The 22,531-nt window shown below is 72.8% G+C and carries 24 protein-coding genes and 1 pseudogene; 12 read left to right on the top strand and 13 right to left on the bottom strand.

Translation table 11 applies throughout. The features are described from left to right. Window positions 1-206: 206 nt before the first annotated feature. The 7 genes from RPQ07_RS07085 (at window position 207) to RPQ07_RS07055 (ending at window position 6,872) form a co-directional block, all read left to right on the top strand. Window positions 207-611 (top strand): hypothetical protein, encoded by a 405-nt coding sequence (locus tag RPQ07_RS07085; protein ID WP_313943191.1) that lies wholly within the window; start codon window positions 207-209, stop codon window positions 609-611. A 92-nt stretch (window positions 612-703) separates the two neighbouring features. Beyond that, window positions 704-2,773 carry an alkaline phosphatase family protein gene (locus tag RPQ07_RS07080; RefSeq protein ID WP_413777708.1) on the top strand — a complete coding sequence of 690 codons (2,070 nt, stop codon included), beginning with the start codon at window positions 704-706 and terminating at the stop codon, window positions 2,771-2,773. A 51-nt stretch (window positions 2,774-2,824) separates the two neighbouring features. After that, window positions 2,825-3,934 (top strand): zinc-dependent alcohol dehydrogenase family protein, encoded by a 1,110-nt coding sequence (locus tag RPQ07_RS07075; RefSeq protein WP_313943190.1) that lies wholly within the window; start codon window positions 2,825-2,827, stop codon window positions 3,932-3,934. Between the two features lie 165 nt (window positions 3,935-4,099). Beyond that, a complete protein-coding gene (locus RPQ07_RS07070) occupies window positions 4,100-4,459 on the top strand; it encodes a hypothetical protein (protein WP_313943189.1) in 360 nt (119 codons plus the stop codon). Window positions 4,460-4,522: 63 nt separating this feature from the next. Next, window positions 4,523-4,690: a hypothetical protein gene (locus RPQ07_RS07065; protein ID WP_313943188.1), complete on the top strand. Its 168-nt coding sequence runs from the start codon at window positions 4,523-4,525 to the stop codon at window positions 4,688-4,690. Window positions 4,691-4,764: 74 nt separating this feature from the next. Further along, window positions 4,765-6,060 carry a VWA domain-containing protein gene (locus RPQ07_RS07060; RefSeq protein ID WP_313943187.1) on the top strand — a complete coding sequence of 432 codons (1,296 nt, stop codon included), beginning with the start codon at window positions 4,765-4,767 and terminating at the stop codon, window positions 6,058-6,060. Then, entirely contained in the window at window positions 6,060-6,872 is an 813-nt protein-coding gene (locus RPQ07_RS07055) for a hypothetical protein (RefSeq protein WP_313943186.1), read from the top strand. The genes RPQ07_RS07060 and RPQ07_RS07055 overlap by 1 nt, the downstream gene beginning before the upstream one ends. A gap of 46 nt (window positions 6,873-6,918) precedes the next feature. Here the strand turns inward: RPQ07_RS07055 and RPQ07_RS07050 are convergent, their stop codons facing one another. The 3 genes from RPQ07_RS07050 to RPQ07_RS07040 all read right to left on the bottom strand — a co-directional run bounded on the left by RPQ07_RS07050 (window position 6,919) and on the right by RPQ07_RS07040 (window position 9,340). Beyond that, window positions 6,919-7,404: a peroxiredoxin gene (locus RPQ07_RS07050; protein WP_313943185.1), complete on the bottom strand. Its 486-nt coding sequence runs from the start codon at window positions 7,402-7,404 to the stop codon at window positions 6,919-6,921. Next, complete coding sequence (locus tag RPQ07_RS07045; protein ID WP_313943184.1) at window positions 7,388-7,819, bottom strand: hypothetical protein; 432 nt, start codon at window positions 7,817-7,819, stop codon at window positions 7,388-7,390. The genes RPQ07_RS07050 and RPQ07_RS07045 overlap by 17 nt, the downstream gene beginning before the upstream one ends. 129 nt (window positions 7,820-7,948) lie before the next feature. Next, the gene (locus tag RPQ07_RS07040) at window positions 7,949-9,340 is read right to left on the bottom strand and encodes a hypothetical protein (RefSeq protein WP_313943183.1); all 1,392 of its coding nucleotides are present in this window, start codon (window positions 9,338-9,340) and stop codon (window positions 7,949-7,951) included. A gap of 113 nt (window positions 9,341-9,453) precedes the next feature. Between RPQ07_RS07040 and RPQ07_RS07035 the strand changes: the two genes are divergently transcribed. Next, window positions 9,454-10,692: a molybdopterin-dependent oxidoreductase gene (locus tag RPQ07_RS07035; RefSeq protein WP_313943182.1), complete on the top strand. Its 1,239-nt coding sequence runs from the start codon at window positions 9,454-9,456 to the stop codon at window positions 10,690-10,692. Window positions 10,693-11,014: 322 nt separating this feature from the next. On the opposite strand, the gene RPQ07_RS07030 is transcribed toward RPQ07_RS07035, so the two are convergent. The 3 genes from RPQ07_RS07030 to RPQ07_RS07020 are packed head-to-tail and all read right to left on the bottom strand — an operon-like array spanning window position 11,015 to window position 13,235. After that, entirely contained in the window at window positions 11,015-11,776 is a 762-nt protein-coding gene (locus RPQ07_RS07030; protein ID WP_313943181.1) for a class I SAM-dependent methyltransferase, read from the bottom strand. Further along, on the bottom strand, window positions 11,773-12,525 hold the full coding sequence (locus tag RPQ07_RS07025; RefSeq protein ID WP_313943180.1) for a DUF2064 domain-containing protein: 753 nt from the start codon (window positions 12,523-12,525) through the stop codon (window positions 11,773-11,775). Before RPQ07_RS07025 ends, RPQ07_RS07030 begins: the two co-directional genes overlap by 4 nt. Then, a complete protein-coding gene (locus tag RPQ07_RS07020; protein ID WP_313943178.1) occupies window positions 12,522-13,235 on the bottom strand; it encodes a glycosyltransferase family 2 protein in 714 nt (237 codons plus the stop codon). The genes RPQ07_RS07025 and RPQ07_RS07020 overlap by 4 nt, the downstream gene beginning before the upstream one ends. 111 nt (window positions 13,236-13,346) lie before the next feature. On the opposite strand from RPQ07_RS07020, the gene RPQ07_RS07015 reads away from it, so the two are divergent. Both RPQ07_RS07015 and RPQ07_RS07010 read left to right on the top strand, forming a co-directional pair. Beyond that, complete coding sequence (locus RPQ07_RS07015; protein WP_313943177.1) at window positions 13,347-14,078, top strand: response regulator transcription factor; 732 nt, start codon at window positions 13,347-13,349, stop codon at window positions 14,076-14,078. A 1-nt stretch (window position 14,079) separates the two neighbouring features. After that, a complete protein-coding gene (locus RPQ07_RS07010; protein WP_313943176.1) occupies window positions 14,080-15,192 on the top strand; it encodes a HAMP domain-containing sensor histidine kinase in 1,113 nt (370 codons plus the stop codon). 21 nt (window positions 15,193-15,213) lie between these two features. On the opposite strand, the gene RPQ07_RS07005 is transcribed toward RPQ07_RS07010, so the two are convergent. The 3 genes from RPQ07_RS07005 to RPQ07_RS06995 all read right to left on the bottom strand — a co-directional run bounded on the left by RPQ07_RS07005 (window position 15,214) and on the right by RPQ07_RS06995 (window position 17,041). Then, entirely contained in the window at window positions 15,214-16,212 is a 999-nt protein-coding gene (locus tag RPQ07_RS07005) for an NAD-dependent epimerase/dehydratase family protein (protein ID WP_313943175.1), read from the bottom strand. Between the two features lie 141 nt (window positions 16,213-16,353). After that, window positions 16,354-16,659, bottom strand: a complete 306-nt coding sequence (locus tag RPQ07_RS07000; RefSeq protein WP_313943174.1) for a hypothetical protein — start codon at window positions 16,657-16,659, stop codon at window positions 16,354-16,356. 31 nt (window positions 16,660-16,690) lie between these two features. Beyond that, window positions 16,691-17,041, bottom strand: a complete 351-nt coding sequence (locus RPQ07_RS06995; RefSeq protein WP_313943173.1) for a DUF6221 family protein — start codon at window positions 17,039-17,041, stop codon at window positions 16,691-16,693. 147 nt (window positions 17,042-17,188) lie between these two features. Between RPQ07_RS06995 and RPQ07_RS06990 the strand changes: the two are divergent. Together RPQ07_RS06990 and RPQ07_RS06985 are read left to right on the top strand one after the other, a co-directional pair. Continuing rightward, window positions 17,189-17,566 (top strand): annotated as a pseudogene (locus tag RPQ07_RS06990) (VOC family protein); the annotation flags it as partial. A 466-nt stretch (window positions 17,567-18,032) separates the two neighbouring features. Continuing rightward, window positions 18,033-18,452 carry a hypothetical protein gene (locus RPQ07_RS06985; protein WP_313943172.1) on the top strand — a complete coding sequence of 140 codons (420 nt, stop codon included), beginning with the start codon at window positions 18,033-18,035 and terminating at the stop codon, window positions 18,450-18,452. Between the two features lie 14 nt (window positions 18,453-18,466). Here the strand turns inward: RPQ07_RS06985 and RPQ07_RS06980 are convergent, their stop codons facing one another. The 4 genes from RPQ07_RS06980 to RPQ07_RS06965 all read right to left on the bottom strand — a co-directional run bounded on the left by RPQ07_RS06980 (window position 18,467) and on the right by RPQ07_RS06965 (window position 22,042). Next, complete coding sequence (locus tag RPQ07_RS06980; RefSeq protein WP_313943170.1) at window positions 18,467-19,276, bottom strand: helix-turn-helix transcriptional regulator; 810 nt, start codon at window positions 19,274-19,276, stop codon at window positions 18,467-18,469. A 45-nt stretch (window positions 19,277-19,321) separates the two neighbouring features. Continuing rightward, entirely contained in the window at window positions 19,322-19,741 is a 420-nt protein-coding gene (locus tag RPQ07_RS06975; RefSeq protein ID WP_313943169.1) for an SsgA family sporulation/cell division regulator, read from the bottom strand. Between the two features lie 290 nt (window positions 19,742-20,031). Then, entirely contained in the window at window positions 20,032-21,093 is a 1,062-nt protein-coding gene (locus tag RPQ07_RS06970; RefSeq protein WP_313943168.1) for a phosphatidylinositol-specific phospholipase C domain-containing protein, read from the bottom strand. A gap of 403 nt (window positions 21,094-21,496) precedes the next feature. Continuing rightward, on the bottom strand, window positions 21,497-22,042 hold the full coding sequence (locus RPQ07_RS06965) for a hypothetical protein (RefSeq protein ID WP_313943167.1): 546 nt from the start codon (window positions 22,040-22,042) through the stop codon (window positions 21,497-21,499). Window positions 22,043-22,531: the final 489 nt, after the last annotated feature.

Raw genomic sequence — 22,531 nt, 5'->3', positions numbered from 1 at the left:
GGCGGGTACCCGTCCGAGCCTATGGCCTGTCGTTCCGAGCAGGCCTGGCGCCCATGGTCTGTCGTTCCCCGCAGGCCATGGGCGTCCCGGCGCACGAGCCCTCAGCCCGCTCCCGCCGCGCCCTCTGATGCGCCTCGGTGCGCGCTCCCTGGAGCTGGTCCGGCCGGAGTAGGGTCGGCGCGACCGCAGAGCGCAGGGGGATGTTGATGGATGCCTTACGAGTGGCGGCGATCGCCAGCCTGACGCCCCTCGAGGAGCTCGACAGCGACCCGTTCCTGGTGGACACCCGCAGTCAGCACGCGATGTGCGCCCGCTGGGCCGCCGACAAGGGCGGGGTCGTCACCCGCCAGCTGCTGTTCTACGGGCTGCGGCACGACCACTGCGGGCTGTGGGCCGATGTGGACGCCGGCGAGGTGGATCTCTTCGTCGCCCCCAACGACCGGGTGCTGGCACGGGCGTTGACGTCGGTGCGGGATTTCGTCGCCGAGTGCGAGCGCCGTGGCGTACGGCTGGAGACGGCGGGCCTGGACGAGCCCGTCTACGACGCGGCCATGAAGGCGGACGTCCATCGCAGGCTCTCCATGCCGACCGCCGGCTACAACGGCCGCTGACCCGCGGCCCCGGCCTGCGGGGACGCGCGAGCGGATCGTGACCGCCGCTGTGCCACGCTGGAGACCTGATCCAGGGGTGAGGTGGAAGCGGCGTGGTCGAAAGCCGATGGCGCAGGGCGGGGAGCACCCTGCTGCGAGTGGTCGCCGTGTGGATGGTCTCCACACTGACGATGCTGGCTCTCGCCGGGCTGCTGCCCGACTTCCGGCTCCAGTCCGAGGACGGCGAGAGCATCACCCGTACCGCGGTGACGGCCGCCTGGGGCGCGGGCGCCTTCGGTCTGCTCAGCGCGCTGGTGTGGCCGGTGGTGGTACGGGCGCTGCTGCTCGTACCGGCACTCCTGCTCGGCCTGTTGGTCTTCTTCCTCAACGGCTCCCTGCTGCTGCTCGCGCTCCGGCTGATCCCCGACGGCGGCGGAGAGGCGGCCCCGGAGACCGCGGTCCTCGTCGCCGCCGTGATGTCCGCCGTCGCCTCCGCGACCTCCACGGCCCTCGCCGTGCACGACGACAACGCCTACCGGCGCCGGCTCTCCCGGCTCGCCACCCGGCGCCGCCGAAGACGCGGTGAGGACGTCGGCCGTACCGCCGCCGACGGCACGGTCTTCCTCCAGCTCGACGGAGTCGGTCACGAGGTGCTCCAGCGCGCGGCCAAGGACGGTGTGATGCCGACCGTCGCCGAGTGGCTCGCCACGACCCACCGGCTGACCCCCTGGCGTACGGACTGGTCCAGTCAGACCGGCGCCAGCCAGCTCGCCATCCTGCACGGCAGCAACCACGACGTCCCCGCCTTCCGCTGGTACGAGAAGGACACCCGCCGGGTCATGGTCAGCAACCGGCCCGCCAGCGCGGCCGAGCTCCAGCGCCGCGCCATCGAGCGCACCGGCGACGGCGGGTTGCTCACCGTCGACGGAGCCAGCCGCGGCAACCTCTTCAGCGGCGGCGCCGACCAGCTCGCGCTGGTGCTGTCGATCGCCGCCAGGCGTGGCAGGGCGAACCGCTCCCGGGCCGGGTACTTCGCCTACTTCTCCGACCCCGCCAACGCCGTCCGCACGGCCGGCGCCTTCTTCGCCGAAGTGGTCCGTGAGATCCGCCAGTCGACGCGGGCGCGGCTGCGCGGTGACACACCGCGGATCGGCCGCGGCGGTCTCTACCCCTTCATCCGGGCGTTCGCGACCGTCGTGGAACGCGACGTCGTCGTCGCCGCGGTGCTCGGTGACATGCTCGCCGGGCGCACCGCCGTCTACGCCGACCTCGTCGCCTACGACGAAGTGGCCCATCACTCGGGACCCCACAGCCGCGACGCGATGCAGGTCCTGGAGCGGCTCGACCGTTCGCTCGCCCTGATCGCCAGGGTCTCCGAGCACACCCCGCGCGGCTACCGGATCGTGCTGCTGTCCGACCACGGGCAGAGCCCGGGCCAGACCTTCGAGGGCGCCTACGGTCTCACCCTCAAGGACCTCGTCCGGGCCGGCTGCGGCCTGCCGGTGTCCCGGCGCGCCGAACGCTCCAGGAGCGGCGCGGAAGCGCGGGACGCGGCGCGCCACACCCTGCACACCGCTCTGCACCGGCCACTGGCGGAGGGGGACGAAGTCGCCGCACCGAGCTCCGAACCGATCGTGCTCGCCTCCGGCAATCTCGCACTGATCTCCTTTCCCGACGTGCCCGAGCGGCTCAGCCGGGAGGAGATCGACGCCCGCCACCCCGCCCTGCTGCGGACGCTCGCCGGCCACCCGGGCGTCGGGTTTCTTCTGGTGCGCAGCGAGAAGCACGGCTCGTTGGTCCTCGGCCCCGGCGGAGTGGAGATCCCGCTCGCGGAGCTGGACGACGACGGCCCGCTGGCGGTGTTCGGCGCAGGCGCGGCCGATGCCGTGCGCCGTACCGACTCCTTCCCGCACGTCGCGGACATCATGGTCAACTCGATGTACGACCCCGAGACGGGCACCGTCCACGCCTTCGAGGCGCAGATCGGGTCCCACGGCGGCCTCGGGGGCGAGCAGTCCCAGCCCTTCCTGCTGTCGCCGCTGGAGCTGTCACCGCCCGTGAGCTGCGGCGCCGAACTGATCGGGGCGGAGCAGGTGCACGAGGTCCTGCGGCGCTGGCTGAACGAGTCCGAGGGGCCGCAGGTGCCGATCGCCCCCCTCGGCCGGACGGCGTCGCCCGGATAGCGTGGGCCGCGCTGTGGGGTCCACCGCGTGTGCCGATCTGGGGAGTGCCGGGTGCGTGCTGTCGTGTTCGAGGAGTTCAGGAAGCCGCTCGCCGTACGGGAGGTGCCCCGACCGGAGCCCGCGGAGGACGGTGCGGTGATCCGCGTCGAGGCGACCGGGCTGTGCCGCAGCGACTGGCACGGCTGGATGGGCCACGACGCCGACATCACGCTGCCGCATGTGCCCGGCCACGAACTGGCCGGTGTCGTCGAGTCGGTCGGCGCGGACGTCACCAACTGGCACCCGGGGGACCGTGTCACCGTGCCCTTCATCTGCGCCTGCGGCCGCTGCGCCGCGTGCGCGCGGGGAGCGCAGCAGGTGTGCGAACGGCAGGAGCAGCCCGGGTTCACGCACTGGGGGTCGTTCGCGCAGTACGTGCCGCTCCGGTACGCCGACACCAATCTGGTGGCCCTGCCCGACGCGATGTCCTTCGCCACCGCGGCCGGTCTCGGCTGCCGGTTCGCGACCGCCTTCCGCGCGGTGGTGGGCCAGGGCCGGGTGCGGGCGGGGGAGTGGGTCGCGGTGCACGGCTGCGGCGGGGTGGGCCTGTCCGCCGTGATGATCGCCGCGGCCTGCGGGGCGCGGGTGGTCGCGGTCGACGTGTCGCCGGAGGCCTTGGAACTGGCGCGGGCGGTCGGCGCCGAGGTCTGTGTCGACGCCTCCACACTGCCCGGTGGCGTCAACGCCCCGGTCCCGCCCAACACCACCCCGAACAGCGGCGCGGCCGACTCCGCCACGGACGGCGGCGTGGCCGAAGCCGTCCGTGAGATGACCGGCGGCGGCGCCCACCTCTCGCTGGACGCCCTCGGCTCCCCGGTGACCTGCGTGAACTCGGTCCAGTGCCTGCGCCGTCAGGGCCGTCACATCCAGGTGGGCCTGCTGCCCGATGGCGTACGGCTCCCGATGGAGCGGGTCGTGCCGCTGGAGCTGGAGATCCTCGGCAGCCACGGCATGGCCGCCCACGACTACCCGGAGATGATGGCGATGGTCGCGTCCGGGTCGCTGCGCCCGGATCTCCTCGTGACGAAGGAGATCGGTCTGGACGCCGTTCCGGAGGCGCTCGCGTCGCTCGGCACCGCGCCCGGCAGCGGAGTGACGGTGATCCGGCCGCACGGGGTGTGAGGGCCGGTGGAGCCGTCCGTGCGGCGGGCCGGTGCACCCGTCCGGATCCGGCGTGTACGGGAATCGGGCTAACGGGCGTCCCCCGGTGGAGGGGAACTGTGGCCACGACGGCCGCGCCGCGGGCCCGCAGGGGTAAAGGAGGCCTGTCCAGGAAGGTCACGCCCCATGAACCAGCCCGCGCCGTACACCGTCGCCCTCCGCGCCCTGGCGCGCCGGGCTGCGCCGATAGCGCTGGTGGCTCTCCTCGCCCTGTTGGGCATGTCCCTCGGACCCGGGGCGCAGACCATGGCGGTGGGCGAACTCCGGCCGCCGGCCTCCGCGCCCGCCGACCCGACGCATCCGGGCCAGCCCGAGGAGGGCGACACCGGGACCTCCTCGCCGGCCCGCGCCCGCGCCTCGGTGCGGCCGCCGGGTGACGATGCCGGCGCCGGGCCCGGCGGACGAGCCGTCCGGCCCTCCCAGCGTTTTCCGGACGGGCCGCCACGTGTACCGCTCGCCGTGCGTTGTGTGGTGCTGCGCTGCTGACAGTGCTGAGGACCCCAGCACTGTTCCGCACCATCACCCCCACATCACGCGAGGTGCACAGCCATGCCCATCGACCCGTTCGCCGCGCTCAGCGCCATGGTCCGCGCCGAGGCGGCGCGCACCGAGACCACGCACACCGTCGAGCCCACCGAGCGGCGCAGGCCTCCCGAGACCGAGTCGGAACCGAGGCCGGACGCCCGCCGTTCGCGCACCGACGACCGCACCGTCTGACGCTCCCACAGCGCCCGACGCCCCTGCCACCGGCCCGTTTTGGAGCATCGGCAGATCATCAATACGATCCGCTGATGATCAATAGAAAACGGCTGGCGGCCGGGGCGTGCGGCCTGCTCGCCGCCCTCGCCGTCGGGCTCTTCCCGGCCGGCGCAGCCGCCGACGACGAACCGGCGGACAAGTCCCCCGAGGCAGCTCCCAAGGTCGAGTTGGTGCTCGACGTGAGCGGCTCGATGCGTGCCCGCGACATCGACGGCCAGACCCGTATGTCGGCGGCGAAGCAGGCCTTCAACGACGTACTGGACGCCGTGCCCGCCGAAGTCCGGCTCGGCATACGCACCCTCGGGGCCGACTACCCCGGCAAGGACAGAAAGGTCGGCTGCAAGGACACCAAGCAGCTCTACCCCGTCGGGCCGCTCGACCGGACCGAGGCCAAGACCGCGATCGCCACCCTCGCCCCCACCGGCTGGACGCCCATCGGCCCGGCGCTGCTCGGCGCGGCCGACGACCTCGAGGGCGGCGACGGCACCCGGCGGATCGTGCTCATCACGGACGGCGAGGACACCTGCGCCCCGCTCGACCCGTGCGAGGTCGCGCGCGACATCGCGGCCAAGGGCATCCACCTCGTCATCGACACCCTGGGACTGGTCCCGGACGCGAAGACCCGCAACCAGCTGAGCTGTATCGCGGAAGCCACCGGCGGCACCTATACCTCGGTGCAGCACACCGACGAACTGTCCGACCGCGTCAACCAGTTGGTCGACCGCGCGGCCGAGCCCGTGGTCACCCCCGTCGCCACCCAGGGCGCGGCACAGTGCGCGAAGGCCCCGCGGCTCGAACCGGGCCTCTACAGCGACCGGGAGACGTTCGGTCAGCACCGCTGGTACCGCGTGGACGTGCTGCCCGGCCAGGAGCTGCGCGCCTCGGTGAGCATCGGCGCCGACCGTGCCGTCAACAACGACTACGGCGTGCTCCTGCGGGCCGTCACCGTGCACGGCCGGGAGATCGTCCGCGGTTCGGAGGCGGGTGACGGACGCACCGACGTCATCTCCACCGGCCTGCGCTATCCGAAGCCCGAGTCCGCCGACGATGCCGACGACACGGACGACTCCAAGCCCGCCGCCGAGTCCGTCTGCCTGGAGGTCAGCAACGCCTTCGCCGCGGCCCCCGCGGTGAAGACCACGCCCGGTATGCCCGTCGAGCTCACCGTCGACATCGTGGACGCGCCCGACGGGTCGTCCGACGTCGCCGCCTTCGGTCTCGGCCGCGGCTGGTGGCTCCTGGCCGTCCTCGCGCTCACGGGCCTGCTGGCCGGAGTGCTGTGGGGCTGGATCTCGCGCTGGCGCGTCGCCGTATGGAGGACCAACTGATGCGTATCGCACGCGCACTGACGACCGTGCTGCTCGCCGCCGCCGCACTGAGCGGCTCGGCGGGTGCCGCCGTCGCCGACGACCCGTCGCCATCGCCGAGCGACGGCGCGAGCGGGGCGGGACCGACCGAGGCCGGTACCGGTTTCCGTGACGCCACCGCGATCGAGCAGGGGCAGCCCGCCACCGCCACCGCGTCGGCGGGCGACTATCTGTACTGGGTGTTCCCGGCGGACGCGGGCCACCGGGCCACGGTGAAGGCCACCGTCACCCTGCCCGAGTCGGCCACCCGGACCGGGGCGTCCACCTGGCAGCTCGATGTGTACGACGGGCTGCGCCGGCGCCAGGCCTGTATGTACGGCATGCAGACCCGGGCGGCCTCGAAGGACGCGGCGACCGTGGAGCTGTCCTGCACGCTGCGGACCGTCCGTTCCTGGGCGGAGCCGTGGGACAACGATCCGCTGCCCGGCAGTTACTACGTCCGTCTGACCGTGACCGAGCTCCCCGAGGAGGACCTCGGACTGCCGGTCCGCGCCGAGGTCCGTGCGGACGTGTCCGACGTGGGCGGCGCCTCCGCCGTGGACGGCTCACTCGCCGCTCCGCTGGTGGCGGGCGCGAAGACGGCCGACGAGGCGGGCGAACCGAAGCAGGCGGGCGTTTTCGCTGAGCCCGAGGACGGCTGGTCCTCCGGCTGGTGGTCGGACCGCTGGATCTGGACGGTCGCGGGCGGGCTGCTCTGTGCGCTCGGCGCGATCGCCGGATACGCGCTGACACGGGGCGCGGGCCGCCCCTCAGGCACACCGGCGACCGCCTGACACACGCGGGCGAGTGGCTGCGACCGGCAGCCACTCGCCCCACGGACTACGCCTCCTGGAGCGCGGCGAGCTGCGCGGCCAGGGTCTCCTTCGACTGGAACGTCGCGCCGAACAGGGCGACATGCTTCCAGTGCAGGGTGCCGTCCCCGGCGACGACGAACACCGCGCGCCGCAGCCCGATCCCCGGGGCCGCGACCCCGAACGCCTTGGAGACCGCCCGGTCGGTGTCCGCGAGCAGCGGCATCCGCAGCCCGTGCTTGCGCGCGAACGCCTCGTGGCTGTCCACCCCCTGTGGGCTGATCCCCCACACCTCGGCGCCGCACTCCGTGAACGACTCCAGACCGCTGGAGTACGAACACAGCTGCTTGGTGCAGACGGTGGTGTCGTCCCCGGGGTAGAACGCGAGCACGAGCGGCCGCCCCTTCACAGCGGCGAGCGAGAACTCACGCCGCTCGAAGGCGCCGTCCACCAGCACGCCTCCGGGGAGGGTGAAGTCGGGGACGGGCTTACCGGGTTCAGGTGACGCTGCCAAGGGAACTCCTGCGGCTACGGGTACGGACGGCGGGGGTACGTGCGGCTCGGCGGCCCCTGGCGCCCCTCGGGGGCGGACCGCACACCCAGACAGTCCACGCCGACGAGGGGTCCGGATGGAAGACCAGGCGGCGATCGTGGCCGGGTTGCAATCGAAGACCGTCGGCAGCACCGATGAGGTGGAACGTCAGCCGTGCGCCGCCGGGGAACAACTCCCGTAACGCGTCGGCCGGTACGTCCCGGTCGTCGGCAAGCGTACTGATGTCCACGAAGATCGCCGTGAACCCCTCGCCCGCTCGCTCCCGCAGCGCCTGGGCGAGGGCGGGCAGAGTGCTCCGCGCCAGCCGTCCGCTCACGGCGATCCACACCTGCGGCCCGTCCGTGGCCAGTACCCGTACCCGTACCGTCGCTCGCATCTGCGCCCCCAGTACCCGGGTGATCCGCGCACCGCCGGTGGGCGCGCCGTCACCGTTGTCTTCGGAGCGGGAGGGCCGGCGGATTGCCCGGGGTGCCGACCTTTCTCCCCGCCCGGAGGCCGCGACCCGTCACCAGCCGGTCAGCAGCAGATGGTTGAGGAGCAGCGCCGGCAGTGCCTGGGCGGCGAGCCAGCCGCGGGCACGGGGGAGGAACGCGCAGGCCGGAAGCAGCCACAGGGCAAAGGGGAGCCAGATGCGTTCCGTCTCCGCCTTGCTCATGCCGGACAGGTCGGCGACCAGCAGGGCGAGGAGGGCGGCGGCCACGAGGAGCGCGAGACGGGCGTCGGCGACGGGGCCGCCGGGGCGGGTGAGCGCACCGCCACGGTGCCGCAGGAGCAGCGCTCCGGACCGTCGCAGCCCCGCCGCCGTCGCCAGACCCGTGATGAGCACCGCGCACGCCAGGTTGCCCCACACCCAGTAGCCGTAGGGACGGATGCCGCCCGCGCCCTGGTAGTAGCGCGTGACCAGCACGTCGTACGCCTCCCACCAGGCGAACCCGGCGAGCGTGAACGCCGCCGGGACCACCGCCAGCCCGGCGAGCAACGCGACCGACAGGCCGGGGCACTCCCGGATTCCGTGCCGGCCGAGCACCAGCACCGCCGCCGCGATCAGGGCGAAGAGCGTGAGACCGTACGACAGATAGCAGGTCAGACCGAACAGCAGTCCCGACGCCCCCGCACACGGTGCGGACCGCCTGGTGACCGCCAGGGCCAGCAGCGCCACCGCCCACGCCGCCACCGCCGCGAAGTACGCGTCGGCCGAGGTACCCATCCACACCGCTGCCGGGGCGACCACCAGGAAGGGCGCAGCTCTGCGCGCGAGTGACTCGTCGGCCAGGGCGCGGATCGTCACCAGCACGGCCACGCAGGCCGTCGCTCCCACGGTGATGCACCACACTCCGGCCCAGACCCCGCCCCCCAGCCCGACCCGGTCGAGCAGCACGAAGGTGAGTGTGGCGCCGGGTGGGTGGCCGGCGACGTGGGCGGGCCAGTTGTCGGGGGAGCCGATGAGGATGTGCGAGGTGAAGTCCCGCAGGGCTGCCGGGATGTCGTGGAAGCGGTCGACGGCCCGGAGGTACTCGTGGCGGGTGGTGAGCCGGACGGCGATACCGCGGTGCCACCCGTCGATCAGGGCGAGGGAGCAGATCCACGCCATGGCCGCGGCCCACGTCAGCGGGAGCAGGGCCCGCCAGGGGAGACGGGTAGCGAGGGCGGGCCCGTACACCACGGTGGCGATCGCCACCAGCACGGCCGCCGGTGTGCCGGGGCCCACATGGGGTCCCCAGGACGCCAGCAGCGGGGGCCAGTTGACGAGCAGCGTCCCGCTGGTCCCCTGGATGTGGCGGCCGACCAGCACGGCCGCCGTCACGAGCAGCGCGGCCGCCCCGGCGGCGTACAGGTCATGGCGGAGGCCGCGGGGGGGTACGGCGTCGGGCCCGGCGGGGGGCAGGGTGCGGATCACACGGGAACGCTAGGCCGCGCGACCGCTCCAGGGACCGCCGTCCGGGCCGATGTCAGCGTTTCGTCATGGGTCGCGCACCCGTTTGCCGGGTGCCCCCGGCCTACCGTCAGGACATGCCCGCCCCCGACGCCCCACGGCTTCCCTCCTCGCCCGGCTTCTGGCGCAGCCCTCTGCGCGGCCCCTGGTTCACCTCGGTGCTGGGCCTCGTCCTGCTCGTCGGCATCACCGTGCTGTTCGTGACGGGCCTGGTCTCGTACGCCGCGTACAACCCGGATCTGTCGCCGGTGAACGACACGACGCCCGACAAGGGCATCCTCGGCTTCTACCTCTTCTCCTGGCCGACGGACCCGCACTGGCTGTACCGGCTCAACCAGGGCGTCCACGTCACCCTCGGCATCACGGTGATCCCCGTCCTGCTCGCCAAGCTGTGGTCCGTGGTGCCGAAGCTGTTCGCGCTGCCGCCGGCCCGCTCGCTCGCCCACGCCCTGGAGCGGATCTCGCTGCTGCTCCTGGTGGGCGGTGCGCTGTTCGAGTTCGTGACCGGCGCGCTCAACGTCCAGCTGGACTACGTCTTCCCCGGCTCCTTCTATCCGCTGCACTTCTACGGAGCGTGGGTGTTCTTCGCCGCGTTCGTCGCCCACGCCCTGCTGAAGATGCCCATCGCACTGCGCAACCTGCGGCACCTGCGGGAGGAGAAGAACGACCTGGTGTCTCCGCACCCCGCTGAGCCGACGGTCTCCCGGCGCGGCGCTCTGTGGTTCGTCGGAGGCGGCTCGCTGCTGCTGTTCGCGACGACCGCGGGACAGAACTTCGACGGCCTGCTGCGGCGCACCGCCCTCCTCGCACCGCACGGCGGCGACGACCCCGGCAGCGGCCCGAACGGCTTCCAGATCAACAAGACCGCCCGGTACGCCGGGATCGTCGCGGCGGAGACCCGCGACGACGCGTGGCGACTCGTGGTGACGGGACGCTCGGGCACCGTCCGCCTCAGCCGCGACCGGCTCCTTCAACTCCCGTTGCACAGCGCAGCGTTGCCCATCGCCTGTGTGGAGGGCTGGTCGACGTCGGACCAGTGGTGGCGCGGGGTACGGCTGCGCGACCTCGCGGCGCTCGCCGGATACGACGGCGACCCGCCCGACGTGTTCGTCGAGTCCCTCCAGCGCAGCGGCGCCTTCCGGCGGGCCGCCCTGCGTGCCAACCAGGTGGCCGACCCGCGCTCCCTGCTCGCCCTGTACGTCAACGGCGACCAGCTCTCGCCCGACCACGGCTACCCGGCGCGCATCATCGTGCCCGCGGCTCCCGGTGTGCTGAACACCAAGTGGGTGGCCCGGATGACGTTCGGAGACCTCTGATGCTTCCGCCGCTTCGCCGCATCCCGATCGGCAGCCCCGTGCAACTGCTGCTGCTCGCCTGCTCGTTCGCCCTCGCCGCCTACGCGGGTGTGCGGCTGCTCGCGGACGACTGGCTCGGTGTCACCCTGTGGTTCGTGGGGGCGGCACTGCTGCACGACCTCGTGCTGCTGCCCTTGTACTCGGTCGCCGACCGGGCACTCGTACGAGGGCTCGGTGCCTTCCGGCGCCGGGACTCGGTCCCGTACGTGCGCGTACAGGCAGCCCTCTCCGGGCTGCTCCTGCTCGTGTGGTTCCCGCTGATCAGCGGGGCTGCCGAGGCGCGCTACCGGTCCGCCACCGGGCTTCCCGCGGACGTGTTCCTGGCCCGCTGGCTCCTGATCACCGCCGTCCTCTTCGGCGGCTCGGCGCTGCTCCTGGTGCTGCGGCTGTGGCTGCGCAGGGAGACGAAGCACCGTCCGCCGGCCGTCCACTGACCGGTCTGCTCCCAGCCCCGTGCGTACCTCAGCAGCGCGGGTGTACCGAGCCGCGCCCAGGGAAAGAGGGGGTCGGTTCCGTCGGTGTCGCCGAGACCGACGACCCGCACCCGGGCGCGTTCGTCGACGTCCACCGGGACGGTCTCGGCGATCAGCAGGCCACCGGGGCGCAGGAGTACGGCCAGCCGGTCCAGCAGGGCCATCGGGTCGCCGCCGATGCCGACGTTGCCGTCCATGAGCAGGGCGGTGCCCCAGCGGCCTTCGCCGGGTATCGCCTCGAAGACCGAACGCCGTAGCGCCTGACCCCCGAGCCGCACGGTGTGTTCGACGGCCGCCTCGCTGACATCGATACCGAGGACGGCCCGCCCCCGGGCGGCGAGTTCGGCCACCAGCCGGCCGGGCCCGCACCCGACGTCGAGCACCGTTTCCTCGCACCGGTCCAGCACGCTCCGGTCGACGGCGTCGGCGCGGGCGCACCAGCGTTCCACCTCGAGGGGGAGCAGCGAGCCGTCGGCGCGGCGCAGGAACAGCGGACCGTGACCGGCGCGCAGGGCGGCGGCGTAGGGGTCGGCGGTCGCCCAGGGGAAGGCGGTGGCGGGAGGCGTGCTCATCGGGGTGTGGCCGGTCGCGAGGCCGGCCGGGTGGGCGGCTGCGCGTCGGCGTCGTCCGGTCGGCCGGGCGGTGCCGTGCGCGAACCCGGTCCGCAGTCCTCGCCCGTGTCCGCCGTGTCCGCGGTGTCCGACGTGACCGCCAGGACCGACGTGCACCGGGCCAGCCGGGAGGCGAAGCGTCCGTGCGGGGCCAGTGCGGCGACGGCCTGCGCGTCGGCGGCCGTGTCGACGTCCCGCAGGCACGGGAGGTCGCGCACCCGCAGATCGGCGGCGAGGAGGCGGTCCCGTTGGACCGCTCCCGTCCCGGCGGTCGACATCGGCACGCCCCGCAGCAGCGCGGGATCGGGATGCGCCAGCCCGAGCGCCCAGAAGCCGCCGTCCTCGGCCGGGCCGAAGAAGGCGTCGCAGGCGGCGAAATCGACGGTGAGCAGCTCGGGCGTCACCTGCGGGGTGTCCATGCCGATGAGCAGGGCCGGCCCGTCGCAGTGCGCGAAGGCGTCCGCCAGCCGTTCGTCGAGCCCGCCCGCGCACTGCGGTACGACGTCGAAGCCGGACGGCAGCCAGGGGCCGGGGGTGCCGTCCAGGACGAGAACGCGCCGGGAGGCGGGGGCGGCCGCCACGGCGTGCAGGGTGTCGGCGAGGGCCGCCTCGGCCAGCTCCGCCGCCTCGTGCGGCGTGAAGGGAGGAGTCAGCCGGGTCTTGACCCGTCCCGGCCGCGGCTCCTTGGCGATGACGAGCAGCGTGGTCAACGGACGGTTCCCCCTGGGTGTGCGGTGCCTGCCGGGTGCGCGGGCCTCTCGCCGAGCACGCGTCTCATGTCCCGTACGGCCTGCCAGGTACCGCGCCAGGTGCCGGTCACCTTCGAGGCTCCGGTGCGCGGCAGGTACGGCACGTCGTGCTCGGCGATCCGCCAGCCGGCGTCGGCCGCGCGGACGACCATCTGGAGCGGATAGCCGCTGCGCCGATCGGTGAGGGCGAGGGCGAGCAGCGGTTCCCGGCGGGCGGCGCGCAACGGACCGAGGTCGTGCAGGCGCAGTCCGGTGCGGCGGCGCAGTATCCGTGCCAGCGCGAGGTTGCCCGCCCGGGCGTGTGCGGGCCAGGCGCCCCGGCCCTGCGGACGCCGCCGGCCGAGCACCAGGTCCGCCCCGCCGTCGCGCACCTCGCGGACGAAGGGGACGAGGAGCGACGGGGCGAGGGAGGCGTCGCAGTCGCAGAAGCACACCACGTCGGCGGTGGCGGCGGTCAGCCCGGTGTGGCAGGCGGCGCCGAAGCCCCGGCGCGGCTCGTGCACGACGGTGGCGCCGAACGCGCGGGCGATCGCGGCCGATCCGTCGGTGGAACCGTTGTCGACGACGATGGCGCGCCAGCCCGGCGGAATCCGTTCGAGCACCCAGGGAAGGGCCTCGGCCTCGTTCAGGCAGGGCAGCACCACATCGACGTCCGAAGGTGTCGTGGTCACGGTTTCACCCTACGAACGCGAATCGGGCATTTGGGACTCCCACTCCTTACGAAACGCGGACGTCGGAGGCCGGCGTGCTCCTCACCGGCGGCACGGTGCCAGGCTGGAGACATGCAGCAACAGCCGTACGAGTCCCCGGGGACGCACGCCACCGACAGATCCCGCCGGGTCCTGGTCGTCGACGACGACCCGACCGTCGCCGAGGTCGTCGCCGGGTATCTGGACCGCGCCGGCTATGTCGTCGACCGCGCCGACGACGGTCCGACGGCCCTGACCCGCGCCGCCTTGCACCGGCCGGACCTGGTGGTGCTCGACCTGATGCTGCCCGGCATGGACGGCCTGGAGGTCTGCCGGCGGATCCGTGAGCGCGCCCCCGTGCCGGTCATCATGCTCACCGCCCGCGGTGACGAGGACGACCGCATCCTGGGTCTGGAGGTCGGCGCCGACGACTACGTCACCAAGCCCTTCAGCCCTCGCGAACTGGTGCTGCGCGTGGAGTCGGTGCTGCGCCGCAGCGGGCCCGTCGCCGGACACCGGCTGGGGGCGGCCGGTCTCACCCTCGACCCCGCGGCCCGCCGGGCCACCAGGAACGGCACCGAACTCGCCCTCACCCTGCGGGAGTTCGACCTGCTCTGCTTCTTCCTGCGCAACCCGGGGCGGGCCTTCAGCCGTGAGGACCTGATGCGCGAGGTGTGGGGCTGGGACTTCGGCGACCTGTCGACCGTCACCGTCCACATCCGCCGGCTGCGCGGCAAGGTCGAGACCGACCAGGCCCGGCCCCGCCTGATCCAGACCGTGTGGGGCGTGGGCTACCGCTTCGACCCCGCCGCCGAGGAGAACTGACGTGCGCGACACCCTGCTCATCGCCCTGTACGCCTTCGCCGGTGCCGCGGCCACCGGTCTGGCCGGAGCGGGCCTCCTGCGTCTCATCCGGCGCCGCTCGCTCACCGCTTCGCTCGCCGTGGTTGCCGCGGTCGGCGTCGTGGCGATGCTCGCGGGCACGCTCGCCGTCGCCTGGGCGATGTTCCTGTCACCGCACGACCTGACCGTCGTCACGACCGTCGTCGCGATGGCGGCCGTCGTCTCCCTCGCCACCGCGCTGCTGCTGGGCCGCTGGGTCGTCGCGCGCAGCCACGAACTCGCCGTGGCCGCACGCTCGTTCGGTGACGGAGGGGACTTCGCCGCCCCCGACGGCCCGGCCACCGCCGAACTGGAGTCCCTCAGCCACGAACTCGCGGCCACCAGCGCCCGGCTCGCCCGGTCCCGTGAGCGGGAACGCGCCCTGGAGGCCTCCCGGCGCGAGCTCGTCGCCTGGATCTCGCACGATCTGCGCACCCCTCTGGCCGGTCTGCGCGCCATGTCGGAAGCCCTGGAGGACGGCGTCGCCGCCGACCCCGACCGCTATCTGCGGCAGATGCGCACCGAGGTCGAACGCCTCAACGACATGGTCGGCGACCTCTTCGAACTCTCCCGCATCCAGGCCGGCACGCTGCCCCTGATGCCCACCCGGATCTCCCTCTACGACCTGGTCGGCGACGCGCTGGCGGGAGTCGACCCGCTCGCCCGGCAGCACGGCGTGCGCCTGGTCGGCGGCCGCATCGAGCCGGTACCGGTGGAGGTGGACGGCAAGGAGATGAGCCGGGTGCTCGGCAACCTCCTGGTCAACGCCATCCGCCGGACCCCGGCCGACGGCACGGTCGCGGTCTCGGTGGAACGTTCCCCCGAGGGCGTGGTGTTGTCGGTGTCGGACGGCTGCGGCGGCATCCCCGAGGAGGACCTGCCGCGCGTCTTCGACACCGGCTGGCGCGGCACCCACGCCCGGACACCCCCGGCCGGCGCGGGCCTGGGCCTCGCCATCGTGCGGGGAATCGTGGAAGCGCATCAGGGCCGGGCCGGCGTACGCAACATCCCCGGCGGCTGCCGCTTCGAGGTGGTGCTGCCCGCCGCCGCTTCCTGACGCGGGCACCACCACCGGGCGCTACGCCTGCATCCCGGCCCGGGCGAACTCCGTCATGCCTCGCGCGAATCCGACCTCCGGCTTCCACCCCAGCTCGTCCCGCAGCCGCGAGGAGTCCGCGGTGATGTGCCGTACGTCCCCGAGCCGGTACTCGCCGGTGACGACCGGCTCGGGTCCGCCGTACGCGGCGGCCAGCACCCGCGCCATCTCGCCGACGGTGTGCGGGTCACCGCTGCCGGTGTTGTACACGGCGAGCACCCCGGGGGCGGCCTCCGCCTCCAACGCCACCCGGTTGGCCGCCGCCACGTCCCCGACATGCACGAAGTCCCGCCGCTGCCCCCCGTCCTCGAACACCCGCGGTGCCTCGCCCCGGGCGAGCGCCGAGCGGAAGAAGGAGGCGACGCCGGCGTACGGGGTGTCGCGGGGCATCCCCGGCCCGTACACGTTGTGGTAGCGCAACGACACCGCCGACCCGCCGGTACAGCGGGCCCAGACGGCGGCCAGATGCTCCTGGGCGAGCTTGGTCGTCGCGTACACGTTCCGCGGATCGGCCGGGGCGTCCTCCCCGACCAGCCCGGGTGAGAGACCCTCCCCGCACTCCGGGCAGGTGGGCTCGAACCGCCCCGCGTCGAGATCGGCGACATCCCGCGGCCCGGGCCGTACGACTCCGTGCAGCGGGCACGCGTACCGCCCCTCCCCGTACACGACCATGGACCCGGCGAGCACCAGCCGCCGGACACCGGCCTCGGCCATGGCGGCGAGCAGCACGGCGGTGCCGAGGTCGTTGCGCGAGACGTACTCCGCGGCATCGGCAACCCCGTTGCCGAGCCCGACCATCGCGGCCTGATGACACACGGCATCCACCCCACCGAGCGCCCGCCCGACGGCAACCGGATCCCGCACGTCGGCTGAGGGATCGACTCTGACGTCGAAGACAAGGGGCTCGTGCCCCCGTTCCCGCAGAGCGGCGACGACATGGGACCCGATGAACCCGGCGCCGCCGGTGACCAGTACACGCATACGGCCACGCTAGCTCCGCGGGGGTGGCGCACCGGGGTGCGGCGGCCGTACGTCATGACTCCGTAAGGAGGGAGTTGGGTGTGGGTCGCGCCGGGGCCGGTCCGTTCAGGGCGTGTGGAACGTGCTCTGCGGGGAGCAGCCTCAACAGCGGAAGCGTGCGTGGTCGCCCTCGACGTGGATCAGGAAGTCGTGGATCGTTTCAGAGCCGCCGACGGGCACGAGAACGAGCCGCAGTGCGTCGACGGCTTCCAGGGCCGCGACCGTCTCACGATCGTTGCTGCGGTCCTGCTCCACGGCTCTGGTCCATGCCGACACCGTGGGCTGTATCGGCTCCCAGGCGGTCGTCGACGTGAAACGGCAGTGGAACCACGGCTGATCGATGTGGTCGAGTACGAGCGTGCCGATGTGGGTGTCCCCCTGCATCAACGACCACATGTGATCAGTCACGTCTCTCCCACTTCCGGGTGCCGCGGGCACGCTACAGGGCGCTCTGCGTGCCCTGAGGGCTGCCCTGGTCGGTGCGCACCTCGTGCGGCAGCCACTCCGCACGGCAGTCCCGATGGTCGGCGTAGGGCACGACCAAGTCCCTCAGGTCGTCGCAAGGCCAGTCCTCGCCGTCGAACTGGCAGTCGTTGCGGTCCTCCCAGGGCAACTCGGGGTCACCGCCGGCGGGACTGAGCCGGTGCCGGGCGAGGATGCGCCGCTTGGCCTCGATCACACGTAGGACGCGGGCGGGATCGTGGAAAGCCACGTGCCGGGCGATCGCCGGGTGTAGTTCGGCCTCCTCGTCGAGTCGGGCGCGTAGGAACGCCACCAAGTCGTCGCTCATGAGCCCATCATCGAGGAGGCGCAGGCCGGGAACCCAGTTCAAGGACTTGGCAGGCCAGGGGCTTTCCGCGTACGCGATCTCCCGAACTGGTTCTCCAGGAGCCAAAAGGGGTGGTAGCCCGTGGCCTGCCCAGACATAGTGGCGCGCATGGCTTCCCTGGTGAAACACATAACCATCGACTGTGCCGACGCCTATGGACTCGGTAGCTTCTGGGCCGAGGCCCTCGATTCTCCGCTGGCCGACGACGACTACCCGGGCGACCCGGAGGCACTGATCGAGTCGCCGGGTGCCACGCTGCTGTTCGTGACGGTCCCCGAGCGTAAGGCCTCCGCCGTCAAGAACCGCGTGCACCTGGATCTGCAGCCGCAGGACCGTACCCGGGACGAGGAGATCGTGCGACTGCTGGCCCTGGGCGCCACTCTCGTGGCCGACCACCGCCGCCCCGACGGCACCGGCTGGGCGACACTGGCCGACCCCGAAGGCAACGAGTTCTGCGTCGAGCGCAGCGCGGCCGAGCGGGCAGCCGCGGCATAGCCGTACAGCAACGACGCCCTCGCCCTCGCGGGAGCCGTCCTGAGCGCGTCGGGAACTGCCCACGCCCAGACACCCGCCGCACCAGCGAACATCTTCGGGTCGGCTGACCCCGACATCCTCGGGATCAACCTCGGCCACGTCCTCCACGGCCTCGGCCTCGGCGTCGGCGGCCAACTCCTCGGCAACGCCCGCGGCTGAAATACGCCCACGGCCTCTTCCCCCTCCTGACAGGGCGGCCTCCCCACCGTCGGCCGGGCCGGATTGGGTTCGGGCACAGGTTCTGAAACAGCGCTCAACTCCGCTGCTGTCGGCAGCGGAGTACACCCCATTACCTCCCGCGTAATCGACCGCCCCGCCACCGCCCGGCACTCTTGCGGTACCGGAACTCGGGCGGCGCACTCCGTCCGAGCTCCGGGTCCCCAGCAGGCCCTACGACCTCGATGGAGGCTGATTCGTCATGTCCGCAACCCTGCTCGCCGGTATCTCCCGCACCACCGAACCGCGGACCATGCTGCGCCGGTTTCTCGCGCTCGATGCCCTGGTGACCGGGGTCAACGGGCTCGCGTACGCCGTGGCTTCCAGGCCCCTCGGGCGGTTGCTCGGGGTCGACTCCGGGGTGGTGCTGGGGCTGGGGGTCTTCCTCGCCGTCTACGGGGCCGGGGTCGGGTATCTCGCCTCGCGGCCGCAGCCTCCGGTCGCCGCCGTGACGTGCGTCATCGACGCCAACCTCGCCTGGGCCGTCCTCAGCATCGCCGCGCTCGCCCTCTGGCTCGAGCCCAGCACCGCCGGTGCCGTGTGGATCCCGTTGCAGGCGATGACCGTCGCCGCCTTCGCAGTTCTCCAGTGGTCCGCCCTGCGCGCCATGGCCCGGAGGTGATCCGGCCCGATGAGCTAGGGCGTCAGGGACTGGAGGTACTTCACCGTCGCCGGGTCCGCCGGGAGCAGCGTCTCGATGGCCAGTTCCGCGACCGTCACGTCCATCGGGGTGTTGAAGGTGGAGATCGAGGAGACGAACGACAGGACCCGGCCCTCGTGCTCGATCCGCAGCGGCAGGGCGAACGGGGGAGCGGGCGCCGGGTCGGACGGGGGCGGTTCGGTGGCGGGTGGGTCCGGGACGGGGTAGACCGCGACCTCGTCGTAGAGCGCGCGCAGTTCCGTGGAGCGGGCCAGGGCGATCTGGCGTTCCATCTGGGCCAGCAGATGGCCGCGCCACTCCCGCAGGTTGCGGATCTTCGGGGCCAGCCCCTCGGGGTGGAGCGTGATCCGCATGGCGTTCAGCGGGGGCGTGAGCAGGTGCTCGGGAAGGCCGTCCAGCAGCATCGCGATGCCGCGGTTCGCGGCGATCACGGTATAGGTGCCGTCCACGATGATCGCCGGGTAGGGCTCATAGCCGTGCAGCAGCTGTTCCAGGCCCTCGCGCAGGGCGCCCAGCGCCGGGTCGTCGAGGGAGGTCTCGGCGTACCGGGGAGCGTAACCGGCCGCCAGCAGCAGGGCGTTGCGCTCCCGTACCGGCACGTCCAGGTGTTCCGCGAGGCGCAGGATCATCTCCTCGCTCGGGCGCGAGCGGCCCGTCTCGATGAAGCTGATGTGGCGGGCCGAGGAGTCGGCGCGCAGGGCGAGTTCCAGCTGGCTCACCCGGCGGCGCTCCCGCCAGCCGCGCAGCAGCGGTCCTACTCGGGTGCCGGGCGCAACAGTTGCCATACCGGAACCGTAATACGGCGGACGGGCCCACGGCGGGCGCCGAGGTCAGCCGCGTGCCTCGCCCAGAAGGGACGCCAGCCCGCTGTCCATGTCGATGGCCCGTGTCTCCAGCTCGACGGGCACGGTCGCGTACGAGTGCAGTAAGAAGTGACGCAGCCTGCCGGTCGCGAACCGCAGGAGCGCCACCCCCTCGGGGGAGCGCAGCTCGACCATCGTCTGGGTGCGTCCGCACGGCCACACGTGCACATCGCCCGTGCCGGACGGGGTGTGCAGGCCCGCGTCCAGCAGGCTGCGGGCAAAGGTCCAGGTCACCGTGGCGCCGCTGAGGGAGACCGCCGCCGGGAAGACCATCCGGACGGCCAGTGGATCATCGGCGCGGTAGGACAGGGTGACCGGCATGGGGGCGGGCTGCGGGGCGTCGCTGATGAGGTGGGCCGGCACGGACTGTTCGACGGTCGGGGACATCGGCATCGCTCCTCTGCTGTGCTGCGGCTGGTGGCTGTTCAGTTCCTCATGCCTCTACGACGCAGCCGGGGCCCTCGCCACTTCTCGACACCGCCACTGTCCAATGTGACCTGCATCACATGAGGCGGGGGTGGAGGGGCGGGCAAGGAGAAGCCCCGGCCAGACGGGGGTTCTGGCCGGGGCGGCAAAGGGGCGGTGGGCACGTCCGTGCGCAGCCGCTTATAGATGAACGGTAAACCATCGTAGACGGTTCCCGCACTGCGGGTCCGCCGTGACAGGAGTGACGTCGGTTACTGCGCCCCGGCCCGTGGCACCACCGTCGCGAGGACGGAGGGCAGCGGGTACCAGTCGGCCGACACCACGCTCGCGCTCCGTCCCGCCAGCAGTCCGACCCGGTCGCGCGCCTGCGCCTCGGTCGGGTTCGTGCCGTCGATGGCGGGGGCCACATTGTGCGCGTCCGTCATCACGACGAGATACCTGTTGCGCTGGTACCAGGCGGTGTCGATGGTCCCGCCGGAGTACGTCCCGGCGTCCCCGTCGAACAGGACGAACCAGGGGCGGATGGTCGTGTCGGCGTACCGCGTGCGGGGGTCGCCGGCGGCCGCGCCGAGGACCGCGGGAAAAGCGGCCGCGTCGCGCAGCCGGCCCGCCCCCGCGAGGGTCCGCAGATGCGTGGCGTACTCGCGGTCGGTCCACAGGGTGTCGAGCGGGTTGCTCTTCTCCACCGTGCCCGGGATCAGCTCGATCACGAACTTGCCCGCGAGTGCCGACCGCGTGGGCCAGCCGTTCGTCCGCACCGCGGTGTCGAGGTCCGGCTGCCCGCCGGCGAGGTCCGCGGGCCGGTACAGCGCGTCACCGAGCCGGGCCGTGAGGAGAGCGTCGAGTGCGGCGGGGCCGCGCCCGTTCTGCCCCTGGAAGCCGTCCTTCATCTCGATCTTGACGAGGATCGGCCGGTGGCCCGGGTGGGCGTCGTGCCAGGCCTTCATGTCGGACAGGCACCCGCCGAGGTCCTGGTTCCTCGCCTTGGTCCGCAGCTGGGCCGCCGTCGCGGCGTTCTCGCAGTTGTTGTCGTTGCCGATGGGGTTGCTGTGCGAGACCCGCCAGGAGCGCCCGAACACATTGGTCCACACGTCGAGTTCGAGCATGCCGGCGCCGGAGTCGAGCGCGTCCGCGAAGTACCCGTACTTGGCCTTCTCGTACGCGTTGTGCACACCGACCCAGGTCGCCGAGGAGTACGGCAGCTGCCCCGGGTCCGCCGCCCGGTCCGTGGCCGCCCGGGCCGGAGCGAGAGCGACGCCGAGCAGACCGGCCGCGACCGCTGTGGTCACGGCCGCACGCGAGAGCTTCCCCATGGTGGGTTCCCTGCCTCTGTGTCGATGGCGTCGACGACGCCTGTTCGATCAAGTCGAGGGAAGGTTAGGGGAGTTGGGTGAACCGTGGGGAGACTGGACTCGGCCGTTGAAGGCGTGGAAAGAGGGGGTGGGGGGAGCGGCGAGGACGAATGCCCCGCCTTGCCGCGAACCGGTCCCCGCCGGTGTCGCGTACCGGCCGTGCCCCGGCGACGTACGGGTGCCGCAGCGCGCGGGAGGGCTGGGCGAGGCACTCGCGCCCCGGCCTCGGCGCCGCAGCGCCCGCCCGGCCTCGGTATCGCAGCACTCGTGCCCCGGACTCGGCGCCGCCGTCAGGGCGTCGGTGCCGGCAGGGGTCCGCGGACGGCGGCCTCCGACTCCGTCCTGCGGTTCCGTTCGGATGAGGTCAGGTCCGGTGGTGGCCGAGCGATTGCCCGATGCGCTGCGCCAGCTCGCTGCGGGGCGCGACGGTGGGCGTGCCCTCGAGCCAGCCCCGCAGATGAGTCCCGAGCTCCAGCCCGAAGGTCTCCGCCTCGTTCTCCTCCGCCTGCCGGAAGTCCGTACGCGCCGCCAGGTTCTGCACGGTGGCATCGATGTCGGCGCTGTCCGTGACGAGGCGCGCCGCGACCGACGTTCCGGTCTTGCCGTGTCCCGCGTGGCTACCGTGCCCCGCCATCATGTGCCAGACCTCGTGGCCGAAGATGACCAGTTGGTGGAAGGGCCGGTAGGTCGCCTGGACGCAGATGATGTCCCGGTCGGCCATGTCCAGGTACAGCCCGCTCGCGGTCTCCGGCGGAAAGTCCACCAGGCGGTGGATCACCGGCCTGCCGCGCCGTTTGCTGAGCCGGGCGCAGAGAGCGGCGAACACCTCGTCGGGTTCGGACGGCCGGGCCTGTTCCACTGCGCGCGCCAGGTCGTCGCGGAGCTCGCGCATGGCGCTCTTGCTGCTCACTTCACTCCCCCCGGTTGAGAGTTGTCGTCGGGACGGCGGCGTGCGGTGGGCGCCCGCGCGTGACCACACGGTACCGACCCGGTCCAGCTCCTCGCATCAGCCTGGCGCACCGGGCCCGCGTGATGGGCCCCGGCGCGCGAATGGGTTCGCGTCGCTGTCTTCCGAGGGGTGAAGGGCGAGCCATGCGGTCCTGAGGTCTGTCCCTGATGTGAGGTGGGCCGGACCGGCGACGACGCGCGGGGATGCCTCGCGGACGCGGCCGCCGATCACGAGACCGGCTTCCTGTGCGCCCGGCCGTGGGGCGAGCCGGTCCAGGGGGCTGTCCGCCCGAGGGACCGTCCCCCGGGTCTTCGCCGGAGAGCCGTTCCTGTCCGCGGGCCGCGCGGGCGAAGGGGAGGACCTGCCGCCGTCCGGGGAGCCTCGGGTGCCTGGTGCGGAGCCGGCCGCGTGCCCGGGCTCCCGAAGGCCTGACCCTCTGCACGTGCGCCT

The sequence above is a fragment of the Streptomyces sp. AM8-1-1 genome (assembly GCF_032229325.1).
Lineage (GTDB): Bacteria > Actinomycetota > Actinomycetes > Streptomycetales > Streptomycetaceae > Streptomyces > Streptomyces achmelvichensis.
The sequence above is the reverse complement of the archived record's forward strand: the minus strand, read 5'-3'. Positions and strand labels throughout refer to the sequence as shown.